Origin of the sequence: Nonomuraea ceibae, assembly GCF_019396325.1 — a bacterium.
Classification (GTDB): domain Bacteria; phylum Actinomycetota; class Actinomycetes; order Streptosporangiales; family Streptosporangiaceae; genus Nonomuraea; species Nonomuraea ceibae.
Genome location: NZ_JAHKRO010000005.1, coordinates 61,522 through 75,273, shown reverse-complemented (window position 1 = coordinate 75,273; position 13,752 = coordinate 61,522). Strand labels below are relative to the sequence as shown.

14 protein-coding genes are annotated in these 13,752 nt (G+C 70.9%); 4 read left to right on the top strand and 10 right to left on the bottom strand.

Features of this window, described 5'->3' with window-relative positions; all coding sequences use genetic code 11:
• The first annotated feature begins 188 nt into the window (after positions 1–188).
• Complete coding sequence (locus KME80_RS05510; protein WP_219500921.1) at positions 189–1,097, top strand: DUF1702 family protein; 909 nt, start codon at positions 189–191, stop codon at positions 1,095–1,097.
• On the opposite strand, the gene KME80_RS05505 is transcribed toward KME80_RS05510, so the two are convergent.
• Positions 1,094–1,723, bottom strand: coding sequence for a class I SAM-dependent methyltransferase (locus tag KME80_RS05505; RefSeq protein ID WP_219501191.1), 630 nt, complete (start codon positions 1,721–1,723; stop codon positions 1,094–1,096). The two genes, KME80_RS05510 and KME80_RS05505, sit on opposite strands and share 4 nt — an antisense overlap.
• A gap of 84 nt (positions 1,724–1,807) precedes the next feature.
• Between KME80_RS05505 and KME80_RS05500 the strand changes: the two genes are divergently transcribed.
• From KME80_RS05500 to KME80_RS05490, 3 genes are read left to right on the top strand one after another with little or no spacing between them, the layout of a single operon-like run.
• Positions 1,808–2,254 (top strand): pyridoxamine 5'-phosphate oxidase family protein, encoded by a 447-nt coding sequence (locus KME80_RS05500; RefSeq protein WP_219500919.1) that lies wholly within the window; start codon positions 1,808–1,810, stop codon positions 2,252–2,254.
• Positions 2,251–2,442, top strand: coding sequence for a ferredoxin (locus KME80_RS05495; protein ID WP_219500917.1), 192 nt, complete (start codon positions 2,251–2,253; stop codon positions 2,440–2,442). The genes KME80_RS05500 and KME80_RS05495 overlap by 4 nt, the downstream gene beginning before the upstream one ends.
• A 20-nt stretch (positions 2,443–2,462) precedes the next feature.
• A complete protein-coding gene (locus KME80_RS05490) occupies positions 2,463–3,548 on the top strand; it encodes a zinc-binding dehydrogenase (RefSeq protein ID WP_219500916.1) in 1,086 nt (361 codons plus the stop codon).
• 3 nt (positions 3,549–3,551) lie between these two features.
• Here the strand turns inward: KME80_RS05490 and KME80_RS05485 are convergent, their stop codons facing one another.
• The 9 genes from KME80_RS05485 to KME80_RS05445 form a co-directional block, all read right to left on the bottom strand.
• On the bottom strand, positions 3,552–4,064 hold the full coding sequence (locus KME80_RS05485; protein WP_219500915.1) for a DinB family protein: 513 nt from the start codon (positions 4,062–4,064) through the stop codon (positions 3,552–3,554).
• An 18-nt stretch (positions 4,065–4,082) separates the two neighbouring features.
• On the bottom strand, positions 4,083–5,462 hold the full coding sequence (locus KME80_RS05480) for a DNRLRE domain-containing protein (RefSeq protein WP_219500914.1): 1,380 nt from the start codon (positions 5,460–5,462) through the stop codon (positions 4,083–4,085).
• A 296-nt stretch (positions 5,463–5,758) separates the two neighbouring features.
• Positions 5,759–6,763 (bottom strand): sugar phosphate isomerase/epimerase family protein, encoded by a 1,005-nt coding sequence (locus KME80_RS05475; protein ID WP_049566011.1) that lies wholly within the window; start codon positions 6,761–6,763, stop codon positions 5,759–5,761.
• Complete coding sequence (locus KME80_RS05470; RefSeq protein ID WP_219500913.1) at positions 6,760–7,911, bottom strand: Gfo/Idh/MocA family protein; 1,152 nt, start codon at positions 7,909–7,911, stop codon at positions 6,760–6,762. The genes KME80_RS05475 and KME80_RS05470 overlap by 4 nt, the downstream gene beginning before the upstream one ends.
• A gap of 11 nt (positions 7,912–7,922) precedes the next feature.
• Positions 7,923–8,978 (bottom strand): ABC transporter substrate-binding protein, encoded by a 1,056-nt coding sequence (locus tag KME80_RS05465; RefSeq protein ID WP_219500911.1) that lies wholly within the window; start codon positions 8,976–8,978, stop codon positions 7,923–7,925.
• Positions 8,975–9,994, bottom strand: coding sequence for an ABC transporter permease (locus KME80_RS05460; protein WP_246644110.1), 1,020 nt, complete (start codon positions 9,992–9,994; stop codon positions 8,975–8,977). Before KME80_RS05460 ends, KME80_RS05465 begins: the two co-directional genes overlap by 4 nt.
• Entirely contained in the window at positions 9,994–11,481 is a 1,488-nt protein-coding gene (locus KME80_RS05455; RefSeq protein WP_219500910.1) for a sugar ABC transporter ATP-binding protein, read from the bottom strand. Before KME80_RS05455 ends, KME80_RS05460 begins: the two co-directional genes overlap by 1 nt.
• 21 nt (positions 11,482–11,502) lie before the next feature.
• Positions 11,503–12,660, bottom strand: coding sequence for an ROK family transcriptional regulator (locus tag KME80_RS05450; protein ID WP_219500909.1), 1,158 nt, complete (start codon positions 12,658–12,660; stop codon positions 11,503–11,505).
• A gap of 183 nt (positions 12,661–12,843) precedes the next feature.
• Positions 12,844–13,716, bottom strand: coding sequence for an SDR family oxidoreductase (locus KME80_RS05445; RefSeq protein ID WP_219500908.1), 873 nt, complete (start codon positions 13,714–13,716; stop codon positions 12,844–12,846).
• Positions 13,717–13,752: the final 36 nt, after the last annotated feature.

Here is a 13,752-nt window from a genome sequence, read left to right as displayed (position 1 = left end):
TTTGCCGATCCTTTGCCCGGACAAGCCGAGCGGTTGCGGGCAATGGCGTATTGCGGTTACTAGGTTCGTGGGTGGCCGTACGAGGCGTCTTCGGGGGAAGCGTGGGCGACACGGGCACAACAACGTTCTTGGAGCAGGTCGGGACCGAGCCGACGCCGGCGCAGGTGCGCGGGTGGCGGAGGTATCTGATGAGGGATGCCTGCGAATCCGACCTGAGCAGGCGGAGGTTCCGGCTGACGCGGGGACCTTCCCGGACGGTCATCGAGAATGCCGAAAAGTCATATGTCTTCGGCTTCAATGCCGTTATTTCGGAGGAAATCGAGAGGATCGAGGATCTGCCGCACGACCAGCGGGCCTTCGCCTACGAAGGCGCCGGGGCCGCGTGCGCGGTGCTCGATCTGATCACACTGACCCGGGGCCGGCGCCTTCGCGAGCTACTGGCCGGCCCCGCCGCACATCACCCGTTCGCCGCCCACCTGGGCGCGGGCCGCGGCTACGCGCTGCTGCGGCTGCGCCCGGTCCGCGCCGGACGCCGGGCGCACCCGCTGCTGCGCTGGCTGGCCGTCGACGGGTTCGGGTTCGGGTGGAGCATGGCCAGGGCGGACCGGATGGTGGGCGAGCGCGCCATGCCCGACCTGCTCTCCCGGGCCCACTGCGCGCTCTTCGACCAGGGGCTCGGCAGGCTGCTGTGGTATCACGACTGCGCCTCGCCCGACGACGTGGCCGCGAGGGTGGCCTCGTACCCGGCGATCCGGCGGGCGGCGCTGTGGAGCGGCGTCGGCTTCGCGGCGGCCTACACGGGCGGCGCGGAGGCCGACGAGCTGTGGTGGCTCACCGACCACGCGGGCGCCGACGGCTTCCGTCCGCACCTGGCGCAGGGCTGCGCGTTCGCGGTGGCCGCTAGGGCGCAGGCGGGCCCGCTGCCCGACCACGTGGCGCAGGCGGTGCCGATCCTCACCGGCGGCGAGCCCGAGGAGGCCGCCGCGTGGGCCGACACCGCGCTGATGATCCTGGGCCACGACCCGCACACCCACGAGGACTACCAGGCCTGGCAGGCGCACACGCGCCGCCTCTGGGCGCGCCGCCACCAGGTCTAGATTCCGTCGGCCACCCGCTCCAGGACCCGCAGCGAGCCCTCGGCGCGCACCTCGGTGAACGCGCCGGACTCCAGCGCGCGCCGGTAGACGCGGTAGGGCGCCTGCCCGCCGTCGGCCGGGTCGGGGTAGACGTCGTGGAAGACCAGGGCGCCGCCGATCACCACGTGCGGCGCCCAGCCCTCGTAGTCGCGGGTCACCGGCTCCTCGGAATGGCCGCCGTCGATGAACAGCATGCCCAGCGGCGTGGCCCAGAGCGCGGCCACCCGCTCGGACCCGCCGACGATCGCGATCACCTCGTCCTCCAGCCCGGCGGCGGCGATCGTGGCGCGGAAGGTGGGCAGCGAGTCCATCTTGCCGAAGCGCAGGTCGACGAGCGTGGGGTCGTGGTGGGCCCAGCCGGGCTGGATCTCCTCCGAGCCCCGGTGGTGGTCGACGGTGACGACCACGGACCCGGTCTGCCGGGCCGCCGCGCCGAGGTAGATGGCCGACTTGCCGCAGTAGGTGCCGATCTCGCAGATCGGCCCGCGCGGGCCGTAGACGCAGGCCGTCTCGAACAGCGCCAGGCCCTCCTGCGACGGCATGAATCCCTTGGCGTGCTCGGCTGCGTAACGCAGCGCGGGGGGCATCGTCATAGCCCTGCACCCTAGTCGAACCGAACAACATTCCGTCGCCCTCTTGCCCGGCATAATGCAACCTGTTCTACTGGCAGCGTGAATCAGCGCGCTCGCATCGCGATGCCGGACGACGAGGTCACCGCGTTGCTGGAGGGGGCCAGGAAGCTGCAACTGGCGACCATCAACCCCGACGGCACCCCGCACCTGGTGACCATGTTCCACGGGCTCGACGGCAAGGGCCGGATCACCTTCTGGACGTACGCCAAGTCGCAGAAGGCCCGCAACCTGGCGCGCGACCGCCGGGTGAGCTGCCTGATCGAGGCCGGCGAGGACTACGCCGAGCTGCGCGGGGTCCTGATCTACGGCGAGGCCGTGCGGCTGGACGACCCGATGGAGGTCGGCATGGCCGTCGCCCGCAGGACGACCCCGGGCGTGGCGGACGACCTCCTGCGCCCCTATGTCGAGCAGACCGGCCGGAAACGGTTCGCGTACGCCGTGGAGCCCGGCAAAGTGGTCTCATGGGATCACCGGAGGCTCACATGAAGATCAACGTCGACTACCTGGTCTGCGAGGCCAACGCCGTGTGCATGGGGCTCGCGCCAGAGGTGTTCGAGGTGGACGACAACGACGAACTCCACGTCCTGCTGCCCGAACCGCCCCCCGAGATGCTGGACCGCGTGCGTCACGCGGTGCGGTCCTGTCCCAAAGCCGCACTTTCCCTAGAGGAATAGCCCGACAGGAGGAATCCCCCATGCGCGCCGCGCTTCTGCACGCCGTAGGCGATGACAAGCTCGAGATCCGCGACGACGTGACCCTGGCCCCGGTGGGCCCGGCGGACGTCCGGGTGCGGATCCGGGCGACGGGCGTCTGCCATTCGGACCTGTCGGCCATGTCAGGCGTGCTGCCGCAGCCCGTGCCGCTCGTCCCCGGCCACGAGGGCGCGGGCGAGGTGGTGGAGGTCGGCGCCCACGTCACCTCGGTCGCCCCGGGCGACCACGTGGTGATCAGCTGGCGCCCCGCCTGCCAGGAGTGCGACCTGTGCCTGGGCGGCCAGCCGTTCCTCTGCCCGAAGTACATGATCGAGTCGTTCACCAAGGGCAACTTCCGGTTCGGCGGCGACACCACGGCCTTCGGCATGGCCGGCTGCGGCACCTGGGCCGAGGAGATCGTGGTGCCCTGGCAGGGCGCCATCAAGATCGACCCGGAGGTGCCGTGGGAGGCGGCGGCGCTGATCGGCTGCGGCATCACGACCGGCGTCGGGGCCGTGGTCAACACCGCCAAGGTGCGGCCCGGCTCCACGGTCGTGGTGATCGGCTGCGGCGGCGTCGGCCTGTCGGTCATCCAGGGCGCGCGGGTGTCCGGCGCCAGGACGATCCTGGCCGTCGACCCGCTGGAGTCCAAGCACGAGCTGGCCAGGAAGGTCGGCGCGACCCACGCGGTCACCCCCGAGGGCGTCCCCGGCGCGCTGGCCGAGCTCACCGGCGGCCAGGGCTTCGACTACGGCTTCGAGGTCGTCGGCAAGGCCGCCACGATCCAGAGCGCCTGGCAGCTCACCCGGCAGGGCGGCGACGTCGTCGTGGTGGGCGCGGGCGCCACGGACGACATGGTGTCGATCTCCGCCTTCAGCCTGCTGTTCGAGGGCAAGAACCTGCTGTCCAGCCTGTACGGCGAGGCCGACGTGCGGCACGACTTCCCCTACTTCGCCAAGCTCTACAAGGCCGGGCAGCTCGACCTGGAGTCGCTGATCAGCTCGCGGATCCGGCTGGCCGACCTCAACGACGCCGTGGCCGCGCTGCGGGGCGGCGAGGTGCTGCGCCAGATCGTGGTGATGGACTGACGCTCAGCGGTGCGCCCACAGGTCGCGCAGCAGCGCGACCTCGGCGCCGTGGTGGATGACCTCCCGGTTGATGTGGAGCACCAGGGTGGCCAGCGGCCGGTCGGCGTACGGGCCCTCCGAGGGGCCGACGGGCCGCGCCAGGTCGCCCGGCCCGAGCGAGCGCACGCCGCTCGACCAGCGCTCGTACGCCTCGTCGAGCTGCTCCAGCGCGCCCGCCGCCGTCGTCGCGTACGGGAACGTGCCGTAGTCGACGGCGGGGCCGCCGAACTGGGCGGCCGTGCGGGCGCCGAGGACGCCCACGACGACGTGGGCCAGCCGCCAGGCGATCGTGGTGACCGGCGCGGGCTCCGGCGGCGGGTAGGCCCAGTCGATGACGCCGTCACGGATGCTCCAGGAGCCGGGGACCGGCTCCCAGAGATACTCCTCGTCGCTCAGGCCGTCGAGGCGGGGACGGAGCTGCCTGGTCCAGTGCCAGGAGAGCTGCTCGTGCAGCTCGGCGGTCCAGTCGAGATCCATCCCCCAGTCCTACCCGAGCTAGCGCCAGTAGACGACCGCCAGCGTGGGCGGCTTGACGCCCTGCTCCTTGTTCTCGGAGGCGGCGAACGCCCGCCAGTTCGTGGCCTCGCTCTCGTCGGCACCGCGCAGCTGGATGCCGTGGTTGGGGGCGCCCTTGGCCCACGCCTGCGCGATGCCGGTCACGCCCCACGTCAGGAACCCGGGGCCGCCGGCGCAGGGCTCGGTCCAGGTGCGGCCGAGCCCGGCGCGCACGGTGGAGGAGCCCTCCTTGACCGTGGGGGGCTTGTTGTCCCAGTTGAGGTTGTTCTCGTCCCACGGGCCGGTGACGCGCTCGGCGGTGAGGCCGGAGCCGACGCGCAGGCCGCAGGCGTTGGTCTCGACGTTCCACATGCCGAGGCCCGCCCACAGCACCCGCTTGCCGGTGAACGCGCTGGTGTCGAACTTGACCAGGCTGCGCATCACGTCGCCGCCCTGGCCGTTCTCCCACGGCATGGTGCCCGCGATGATCATCGCGTCGCCGGGGTGCGAGGCCCAGGAGGTGGCCACGTCGGTGTCGACCTCCACGCCGGGCAGCGTGATCGTCGGGTCGACGGTCACCGGGTAGACCCGCTTCGGGTCCGACAGGAACTCCGCGTCCGGCGTCAGCACCAGGACCTTGGCGCCGTTCTCGGTCCGCACGGCGGCCTCGACCGGGGCGATGGCGTCGCCGCGCGGCTTGCCGCGCCCACTGGCGTCCCACATCACCGGCTTGGCGCCGGCCGCGACGACCTCGCCGGCGTCGCTCCTGAGCTCCAGCCGCCCGTCGGCGGCCTCGCCCAGCTCCACCCCTTCGGTCCGTACGGGGATCCGCAGCTCGATCGGCCCGGACGGCTTCGTACGGAGGACCACGTCGTGCCGGAAGCCCGTCGGCAGGACGGTCACCACCAGGTCGGCGCCCGGCCCGGCGGCGTCGGCGAACGTGGCGACGTTGCCCGCGACCTTGGGCGCGGGCAGCGCCTGCGGCCACTGGAGGGAGAACTTCCGCCCCTGCTCGTCGACCATCGTGGCCAGCGGGCCCTCGCCGCCGGCGGACACCGTGACGTCGGCCTTGGCGGCCTTCGGCTTGAGCACGCCGCCCTCGGCGACGAGCGTGGTGTCGATCGGCACCCACCGGTCGCCCTGCTTCACGTTGGACGGGCCGGAGGTGATGGTGGCGGTGAGGGTGCCGTCGGGGTTGGCGACGGTGGTGCTGTTCTCGTCGGTCAGGCTCGGCACGGGCACGGCCTGGCCGGTCTTGGCCGCCTGCGCGGAGGCGGCCTCCACGGCGGTGGGCGGCTCGGCCGCGTGGGCGGCGGGAACCCCCGAGAGAGCGGTTACGGCGGCGACCCCGAGCGCCAGTTTGCCGACAGTGCTCTTCATGACGGTGCGCAAATGGTTTCCTCACGTCAAGTGCTTGGCGACGTGCGACCGCGGAGGGGCGTAGTACGGTGTCACGCCCCTCCGTCCCCTGATCGCACGGCGTCACAGAAGTATCACGACCGCATATCAGGGTGAAATAGGAAAAAGAGAATGCGACCTAGATCACAAAGCGCTGAGTTACCGATTTAAGCGCACCGTCATAAAAAGGTTGGTGTTTAAAGCACTTTTTCCGAAATATCCATAAAAAGCACGGGCCGCGCCCCCGTACTGGACGCGGCCCGTGCGGGGAAAGGTCGTCAGCCCGACGAGAACGCCGCGTCGAACGCCGTCGCCGGCGGCGTGATCGCGTTGAGGTCACGGATGTAGGCCAGCGCCTCCCGGGCGCCGTCCAGCCGGTCCATGCCCGCGTCCTCCCACTCGATCGAGATCGGGCCCGCGTAACCGATCGAGTTGAGCGCCCGGAAGCAGTCTTCCCACGGCACGTCACCCCGGCCCGTCGAGACGAAGTCCCAGCCCCGGCGCATGTCCGCCCACGGCATGTGCGACGACAGCCGGCCCCGGCGGCCGTCGCCCACGCGCATCCGCGTGTCCTTGCAGTCGACGTGATAGATCCGGTCGGCGAAGTCCAGGATGAACGCCACCGGATCGAGGTCCTGCCACACCATGTGCGACGGGTCCCAGTTGAGGCCGAAGGCGGGCCGGTGGCCGATCGCCTCCAGCGTGCGGACCGTCGTGTAGTAGTCGTAGGCGATCTCGCTCGGGTGGATCTCGTGCGCGAACCGCACCCCCACCTCGTCGAACACGTCCAGGATCGGGTTCCAGCGGTCGGCGAAGTCCTGGTAGCCCGCGTCCACCATCGACGCCGGCACCGGCGGGAACATCGCCACCGTGTGCCAGATCGACGAGCCGGTGAAGCCCACCACCGTGTCGACCCCCAGCAGCGCGGCGGCCCGCGCGGTGTTCTTCAGGTCCTCGGCCGCCGCCTGGCGCACAGACTCCGGATCGCCCGACCCCCAGATCCGGGCCGGCAGGATCGCCTTGTGCCGCTCGTCGATCGGATGGTCGCAGACGGCCTGGCCCACCAGGTGGTTGGAGATCGTCCACACCTTGAGGCCGTGCTTGTCGAGCTGGGCGCGCTTCTGCTCCACGTACGACGGGTCGGCGACCGCCTGCGCCACGTCGAAGTGGTCACCCGAGCAGGCGATCTCCAGGCCGTCGTAGCCCCACTCGGCGGCCAGCCTGCACACCTCCTCGAACGGCAGGTCGGCCCACTGACCGGTGAACAGCGTGATGGGTCTCATGAGTCCTCCACAGCGGTGAAACGGCTCCCGTCGGCCGCGCTCCGCTCGACCGCCGCGAGCACGCGCTGCACCCGCAGCCCGTCGGCGAACGACGGCGAAGGGTCGCGCCCCTCGGCGATCGCCTCCAGGAAGTCCTTGATCTCGTGCGTGAACGTGTGCTCGTAGCCGAGCCCGTGACCCGGCGGCCACCAGGCTCCGACGTACGGATGGTCGGGCTCGGTCACGAGGATGCGCTCGAAGCCCCGGCCGCCCTCGCTGAACCACAGCTCGTTCATCGACTCGAAGTCGAAGGCGAGGCTGCCGAGCGAGCCGTTGATCTCGATGCGCAACGCGTTCTTGCGGCCCGTGGCGAACCGGGTGGCCTCGTACGAGCCCACCGCCCCGCCCGACAGCCGCGCGGTGAACAGGGCGGCGTCGTCCACCGTGACCGTCCCCCGGCCGGAGCCGCCCCCGGCCGACAGCCCCGACGACGACTCCGGCAGCGGCCGTTCCTTGACGAAGGTCTCCATCAGCGCGGACACCCCGACGATGTGCTGCCCGCTGATGAACTGCGTGGCGTCGATGATGTGCGCGCCGATGTCGCCGAGCGCGCCCGAGCCCGCCTTGTCCTTGCGCAGCCGCCACACCAGCGGGAAGTCCGGGTCGACGATCCAGTCCTGCAGATACTGGGCCCGCACGTGCCGGATCTCCCCCAGCCTGCCCTGCTCCACGAGCTGCCTGGCCAGCGCCACCGCCGGGACCCGCCGGTAGTTGAAGGCCACCATGCTGCGCCCCGTCGCCGAGGCGGCGGCCTGCACCATGGCCTCCGCCTCGGCCACCGTGTTGGCCAGCGGCTTCTCGCAGATGACGTGCTTGCCCGCGCGCAGGGCGGCGATCGCGATCTCGGCATGTGTGTCGCCGGGCGTGCAGATGTCGACCACGTCGACGTCCGCACGCGCGATCACCTCACGCCAGTCGGTCACCGCCTCCGCCCAGCCCAGCTGCTCGGCGGCCGCCTCGGTCGCCTCCTTCGACCGGCCGGCGATCACCCGCATCCGCGGCACGGCCGGCACGTCGAAGAAGGCGGCGACGCTGCGCCAGGCCTGGGAGTGGACGCGGCCCATGAAGGCGTAACCGATCATGCCGACGCCGACGGTTCTTGCTGACATGCAACCCCCGATCAGGATTCGAAGCCGAGGTCCAGATACTTCTCGACGTTCTCCTTGGTAATGGTCTCGGACGCGAGCGTGATGGACTGCGGAACCTGGTTCTCCACGAGGTCACTCATGCCCTTGCCTTGGGCGATCAGGCGCGCCAGTTTGATGGCCGAGGAGGCCATCGTGGGGCTGTAGGTGACCGTGGCCTGCAGCACCGACGTGCCCGACTGGATCTCCCGCATGGCGTTGGCCGACCCCGCGCCGCCCACCATGACGAACTCGTTCCGTCCCGCTTCCTTGATCGCCGCCAGCACGCCGACCCCCTGGTCGTCGTCGTGGTTCCACATCGCGTCGATCTTCTTGTGCGCCTGGAGCAGGCCGGTCGCCACCTGGTTGCCCGTCTCCACGGTGAACTTGGCGTCCTGCTTGGCCGTCACGCTGAACCCGTACGTCTTCAGCGCGTCCTCGAAGCCCTTGCTGCGGTCCTGGGTGAGCGGGAGCGTGGCGATGCCCTGGATCTCCACGATGACCGGGTTCGACACGCCCTTGTCCTTGAGCGCCTTGCCGATGTGGTGACCGGCGGCCACGCCCATGCCGTAGTTGTCGCCGCCGATCCACGTCCGGTAGGCGAGCTTGTCCGGGAAGACGCGGTCGAGGTTGATCACGGGGATGCCGGCCTCGGTCGCGCGCAGCGCGATCTGGTTGAGCTGCTGGCCGTCGTTGGGCAGGATGACCAGCGCGTTCACCTTGGCGGCGATGAGCGACTCGACGGCGGAGATCTGCTGGTTGATGTCGTTGGTCGGCTCGACCGGCTTGAACTCGATGTCGGGATACTGCTTGGCGGTGGCTTCGGCGTTCTTGGCGATGGCGGCGATCCAGCCGTGGTCGGCGGCGGGCGCCGAGAAGCCGATGACGACCTTGTCGCCGGGCTCGTCGTTGCCGCTGGCCGCCGGGGCCGGCTGCGGCGCGGCCGTGGTGGGCGAGGCCGACGGCTCGTTGCTGGTGCAGCCCGCCGCTAAGAGCGCGGCGCCGCCGAGACCGCCGACGAGGAATCCCCTGCGCGCGACGTTGTTGCTCATGGTGCTCTCTCCTTCAGGTTTCGCCGCTGGAGAAGGACGGCGACGACGATGATCAGGCCCTTGGCGATCAGCTGGTCGCTGGTGTTGAGGCCGTTGAGGATGAACAGGTTCGTGATGAGCGTGAAGATGAGCAGGCCCAGGATGGAGCCGATGATCGTGCCGCGGCCGCCGGTGAGCAGGGTGCCGCCGATGATGACGGCGGCGATGGCGTCGAGCTCGTACAGGTCGCCGTGGGTGGACGAGCCTGTGGTCGTGCGCGCCATGATCAGGATGGCGGCGATGCCGCAGCACAGCCCGGACAGGGCGTAGAGGAGCATCGTGTGCCGCCGGACGTCGATGCCGGCGAGCCTGGCGGCCTCCGGGTTGCCGCCGACGGCGTAGGTGCGGCGGCCGAAGGTGGTGCGGTTGAGCAGGATCCAGCCGAGCACCACGACCAGCGCGAAGATGTAGACGAGCAGCGGGATGCCGAGGATGCGGGTGGTCGACAGGGCGGCGATCGCACCCTCGCCGTCGATGAGCTGGGTCTTGCGGTCCGACATGCGCTGGGCCAGGCCGCGTGCCGCCACCAGCATGGCCAGCGTGGCGATGAACGGCACGAGCCGCCCGTAGGCGATGAGCAGGCCGTTGACCAGCCCGGTGCCGGTGCCGACGAGGATGGCGCAGACGGCCATGACGACGGGCCCGAACTCCTGGGTGGCCACGGTGGTGGCCCAGACGGACGCCAGGGCCATGATCGCACCGACGGACAGGTCGATGCCGCCGCCGATGATGACGAAGGTGGCGCCGACGGTGATCACGCCGATGGTGGCGGCGAGCGAGAGGATGCTGACGAGGTTGGAGGCGGTGGCGAAGTTCTCCGGCCGGGTGACGAGGCCGACGACGACGAGCAGGCCGAGGGCCACGAGCAGGCCCAGGTGGCGGGCTCCGGTGAGGGAGTTCAGGGTGGCGCGGGCCGGTGGTGGCGCGGCTCCGCCGGTCTCGGGGACCGCCGCGGGCGGTCTTCGGGCGTCGCTCATCAGGCCGCTCTCCCATTCATGATCATGTCGAGCACGCGGTGCTCGTCGAGTTCTCCGGCGGCGGCCTCGTGGATGACCGCGCCTTCGCGCACCACCAGCACGCGGTCGGCCAGGCCGAGCACCTCGGGCACCTCGCTGGACACCAGCAGGACGCCGATGCCCTGGTCGGCCAGGTCGCGGATGACCGCGTACAGCTCCGCCCTGGCGCCCACGTCCACGCCTCTGGTCGGTTCGTCGAGCAGGAGCAGGCGGCGGCTGCCGAGCAGCCAGCGGGCGAGCACCGCCTTCTGCTGGTTGCCGCCGGACAGGGTCTTGACCGGCCGTTCGGGGTCGGGCGGCCGGATGTCGAGCGCTTTGACCAGGCGTTCGGCTTCGGCGCGCTCGCGGGCCCGGTTCATCCAGCCGAACCTGGCGAAGCCCGGCAGGCTGCCCAGCGTGATGTTGGCGGTGACGCTCTGGTCGAGGAGGAGGGCCTGGGCCTTGCGTTCCTCGGGGGCCAGGCCCATGCCCCGGCGGACGCTGGTGACGACGCCGCCGCGGCGTAACCGCTTCCCGGCGAGCACGACGCTGCCAGAGGCGGGACGCGCGCCGTACACCGCTTCGAGGATCTCCGAGCGGCCGGAGCCGACCAGGCCGGCCAGTCCGACGATCTCGCCGGCGCGGACGCTGAAGCTGACGTCGTGGAAGGCGCCGGGCGAGGTCAGGCCCTCGACCTCCAGCACCTGGTCGCCGGGAGGCCGGGCGGCGCGGGGCGGGAAGACGTACTCGACGTTCCTGCCGGTCATCAGCGAGACGATGCGGGAGGTGGGGGTGTCGCGGGCGGGCAGGCCGACGGCGACGGTGCGGCCGTCCTTCAGCACGGTCACGCGGTCGCCGATCTCGCGGATCTCCTCCAGCCGGTGGGAGATGTAGACGACGGCCACGCCCTGGCCGGTGAGCTCGCGGATGATGCGGAAGAGGTTGGCGACCTCGTCGTGGGCGAGCGCGGCCGACGGCTCGTCCATGATGATCAGGCGGGCGTCGTGGGAGAGCGCCCGCGCCATCGAGACGACCTGCTTGGCCGCGGGTGAGAGCCTGCCGACCTCGGTGGAGGGGCGGATCTCGCCGTGGCCGAGGCGTTCGAGCACCTGGCGGGCGGCGCGGTGGCCGGCGCCGGTGTTGACGAAGCCGAGGCGGGCGTGCTCGTGGCCGAGGAAGATGTTGTCGGCGACGCTGAGCCCGTCGACCAGGTCGAGCTCCTGGTAGATGGTGGCGAAGCCGAGCCGGATGGCGTCCATCGGGCCTGACGGGCGCACCTGCGCGCCGTTGAACTCCACGGTGCCCTCGTCCGGCTGGTGGACGCCGGCCAGGACCTTGATCAGTGTCGACTTGCCGGCGCCGTTCTGGCCGAGCAGGCAGTGCACCTCGCCCGCCCGCACGTCCAGGTCGACCCCGTCCAGCGCGCGCACGCCGGGGAACTGCTTGACGATCCCCCTCATGACGAGCATCGGGCTCCCTTTCACACGGTTTCAGGCGTTGACGATGCGGTTGATGTTGTCCGGTGACAGGTAGTGCTCGATCGCGAGAATCCCGGCGCCCAGTGCGGCGGCGTTGATCCCCATGCGGCTCGGCACGATCGACAGGTGGTGGGTGGCCAGCGGCAGGGAGCGGCGGTAGACGGTCTCCCTGATGCCGGCGAGCAGGTGTTCGTGGACCCGCGAGAGGGCGCCGCCGATGACGATGACCTCGGGGTTGAAGAAGTTGACCAGGCTGGCCAGCACCTCGCCGATGAGCCGGCCGGCCTCTCTGACGAGCCGCAGCGCCTGGGTGTTGCCGGCCTGGACGAGCGCGACGACGTCGGCTCCCGACTCGGCGGCGACGCCCAGCTCGGTGAGGCGGCGGGCGACGGCGGCGCCGCCGGCCACGGCTTCCAGGCAGGCGCTGTTGCCGCAGCGACAGCCCGCCTCCTCGTGGCCGTTGACGCGGATGTGGCCGATGTCGCCGGCCGAGCCCTGCGCTCCCCTGTGGAGGGTGCCCTCGGCGACGATGCCGCAGCCGATGCCGGTGCCGACCTTGACGAACAGCAGGTGGCGGATGTCGCCGAAGGCGTTGCGGTGCTCGCCCAGGGCCATGACGTTGACGTCGTTGTCGACGAGGACGGCGGTGCCGCCGAAGTATTCAGGGATCGGGTACTCGTTCCAGCCGGGCATGATCGGCGGGTTGTTCGGCCGCCCGGTGGCGAACTCGACCGGGCCCGGCACGCCCATGCCGATGGCCCGCAGCGCCGCCCTGGGCCGCCCCGCCTCGGCGAGGAGCCGGTCGAGGCGGCCGTCGACGTGCGCGAGCACGGTCTCGGGGCCCTCCTCGATCAGCAGGGAGTCCTCGCACTCGGCGAGCACGTCGCCGGACATGTCCATGAGGGCGATGCGGCAGTGGGTGGCGCCGAGGTCGACGCCGGCGAAGGCGTGCTCCTCGGTGTGCAGGCGGAGCTGGCGGGGCGGGCGTCCGCCGGTCGACTCGCCGCTCTCGGTCTCCTCGACCAGGCCGCGCTCGATCAGCGCGTCGACGCGCTGGGAGATCGTGGATCGGGCCAGCCCGGTGAGCCGGGCGAGGTCGGAACGGGTCGTCGCGGAGCCTGCGCTGATCAGCGTCAGGACGTCGCCGGGCGAGCCCGGGGCGGGGGTCATGCCGCGACAATAAGATCACTCATCCGGCAATTCAAGAGTGCGAGCCGCCCAAACTCGCCGTACTTCTGTCGATGATCGAACAAAGCCCGATTTTTCGGCATAAAATAGGGCACCGACCCGTACGGATCGGCGCCCCCGAACGTGAACCCGCCAGAACCCTGCCAGAGCCCTGCTGGAGCCCTGCTAGAGCATCGCCTTCATCGAGTCGCCCGCAGTGAGCACGTACGGCTGCTCGGCCATGACGGACGCCCAGTTGTCCGCCAGCGCCTCCGGCGTGAGGTCGTCGCTCTTCCAGCCGGGCCCCTCGGCCACGAACACCCGCGCCACGCGCCCGCCGCCGACGCTGAAGACCTCGCCGCTCGGCTCGCACGAGTCGTGCACCAGGTAGGCGACGAGCGCGCTGACCCGCTCGGGCGTGAACTTCGCCTCGAACTCGGCGGGCAGCAGCGCCTCGGTCATGCGCGTCCAGGCGATCGGGGCGATGGCGTTGGCCTTGATGCCGCTGCGCGCGCCCTCGATGCCGAGCGTCTTGGTGAGCCCGACCAGGCCCATCTTGGCGGTGGAGTAGTTGGCCTGGCCGAAGTTGCCGAACAGACCCGCCGGGCTGGAGGTGTTGACGATCCGCCCGTAGCCGGCCTCCTTCATGAACGGGTAGGCCGCCTGGCTGACCAGGTAGGAGCCGCGTACGTGCACGGCGAGGACGCTGTCGAAGTCCTCGACGGTCATCTTGCCGAACGACTTGTCACGCAGGATGCCGGCGTTGTTGACGACGATGTCGATCTTCCCGAACGCGTCGACGGCGGCCTGGGCGATGGCCCTGGCGCCTTCGGGGGTGGCGACGTTGTCGGTGCTCGCGACGGCCTGGCCGCCGTTCTTGGTGATCAGCTCGACCACGTCGGCGGCCGGGCCGGCGGAGGCGCCGGTGCCGTCGAGCGCGCCGCCGAGGTCGTTGACGACGACCTTGGCGCCCCGCTCGGCCAGCAGGAGCGCGTGGGAGCGGCCGAGGCCGTGCCCGGCCCCCGTGACGATCGCGACCCTGTCATCGAACCGAAGCATCGAACCTCCAGCCAGGAGAACAACATTCTGGTAGGA

Coding starts and splice junctions, on each gene's coding strand:
- KME80_RS05510 (WP_219500921.1), top strand. CDS start 189: ATGAGGGATGCCTGCGAATCCGACCTGAGCAGGCGGAGGTTCCGGCTG.
- KME80_RS05505 (WP_219501191.1), bottom strand. CDS start 1,723: ATGCCCCCCGCGCTGCGTTACGCAGCCGAGCACGCCAAGGGATTCATG.
- KME80_RS05495 (WP_219500917.1), top strand. CDS start 2,251: ATGAAGATCAACGTCGACTACCTGGTCTGCGAGGCCAACGCCGTGTGC.
- KME80_RS05490 (WP_219500916.1), top strand. CDS start 2,463: ATGCGCGCCGCGCTTCTGCACGCCGTAGGCGATGACAAGCTCGAGATC.
- KME80_RS05485 (WP_219500915.1), bottom strand. CDS start 4,064: ATGGATCTCGACTGGACCGCCGAGCTGCACGAGCAGCTCTCCTGGCAC.
- KME80_RS05480 (WP_219500914.1), bottom strand. CDS start 5,462: ATGAAGAGCACTGTCGGCAAACTGGCGCTCGGGGTCGCCGCCGTAACC.
- KME80_RS05475 (WP_049566011.1), bottom strand. CDS start 6,763: ATGAGACCCATCACGCTGTTCACCGGTCAGTGGGCCGACCTGCCGTTC.
- KME80_RS05470 (WP_219500913.1), bottom strand. CDS start 7,911: ATGTCAGCAAGAACCGTCGGCGTCGGCATGATCGGTTACGCCTTCATG.
- KME80_RS05465 (WP_219500911.1), bottom strand. CDS start 8,978: ATGAGCAACAACGTCGCGCGCAGGGGATTCCTCGTCGGCGGTCTCGGC.
- KME80_RS05460 (WP_246644110.1), bottom strand. CDS start 9,994: ATGAGCGACGCCCGAAGACCGCCCGCGGCGGTCCCCGAGACCGGCGGA.
- KME80_RS05455 (WP_219500910.1), bottom strand. CDS start 11,481: ATGCTCGTCATGAGGGGGATCGTCAAGCAGTTCCCCGGCGTGCGCGCG.
- KME80_RS05450 (WP_219500909.1), bottom strand. CDS start 12,660: ATGACCCCCGCCCCGGGCTCGCCCGGCGACGTCCTGACGCTGATCAGC.
- KME80_RS05445 (WP_219500908.1), bottom strand. CDS start 13,716: ATGCTTCGGTTCGATGACAGGGTCGCGATCGTCACGGGGGCCGGGCAC.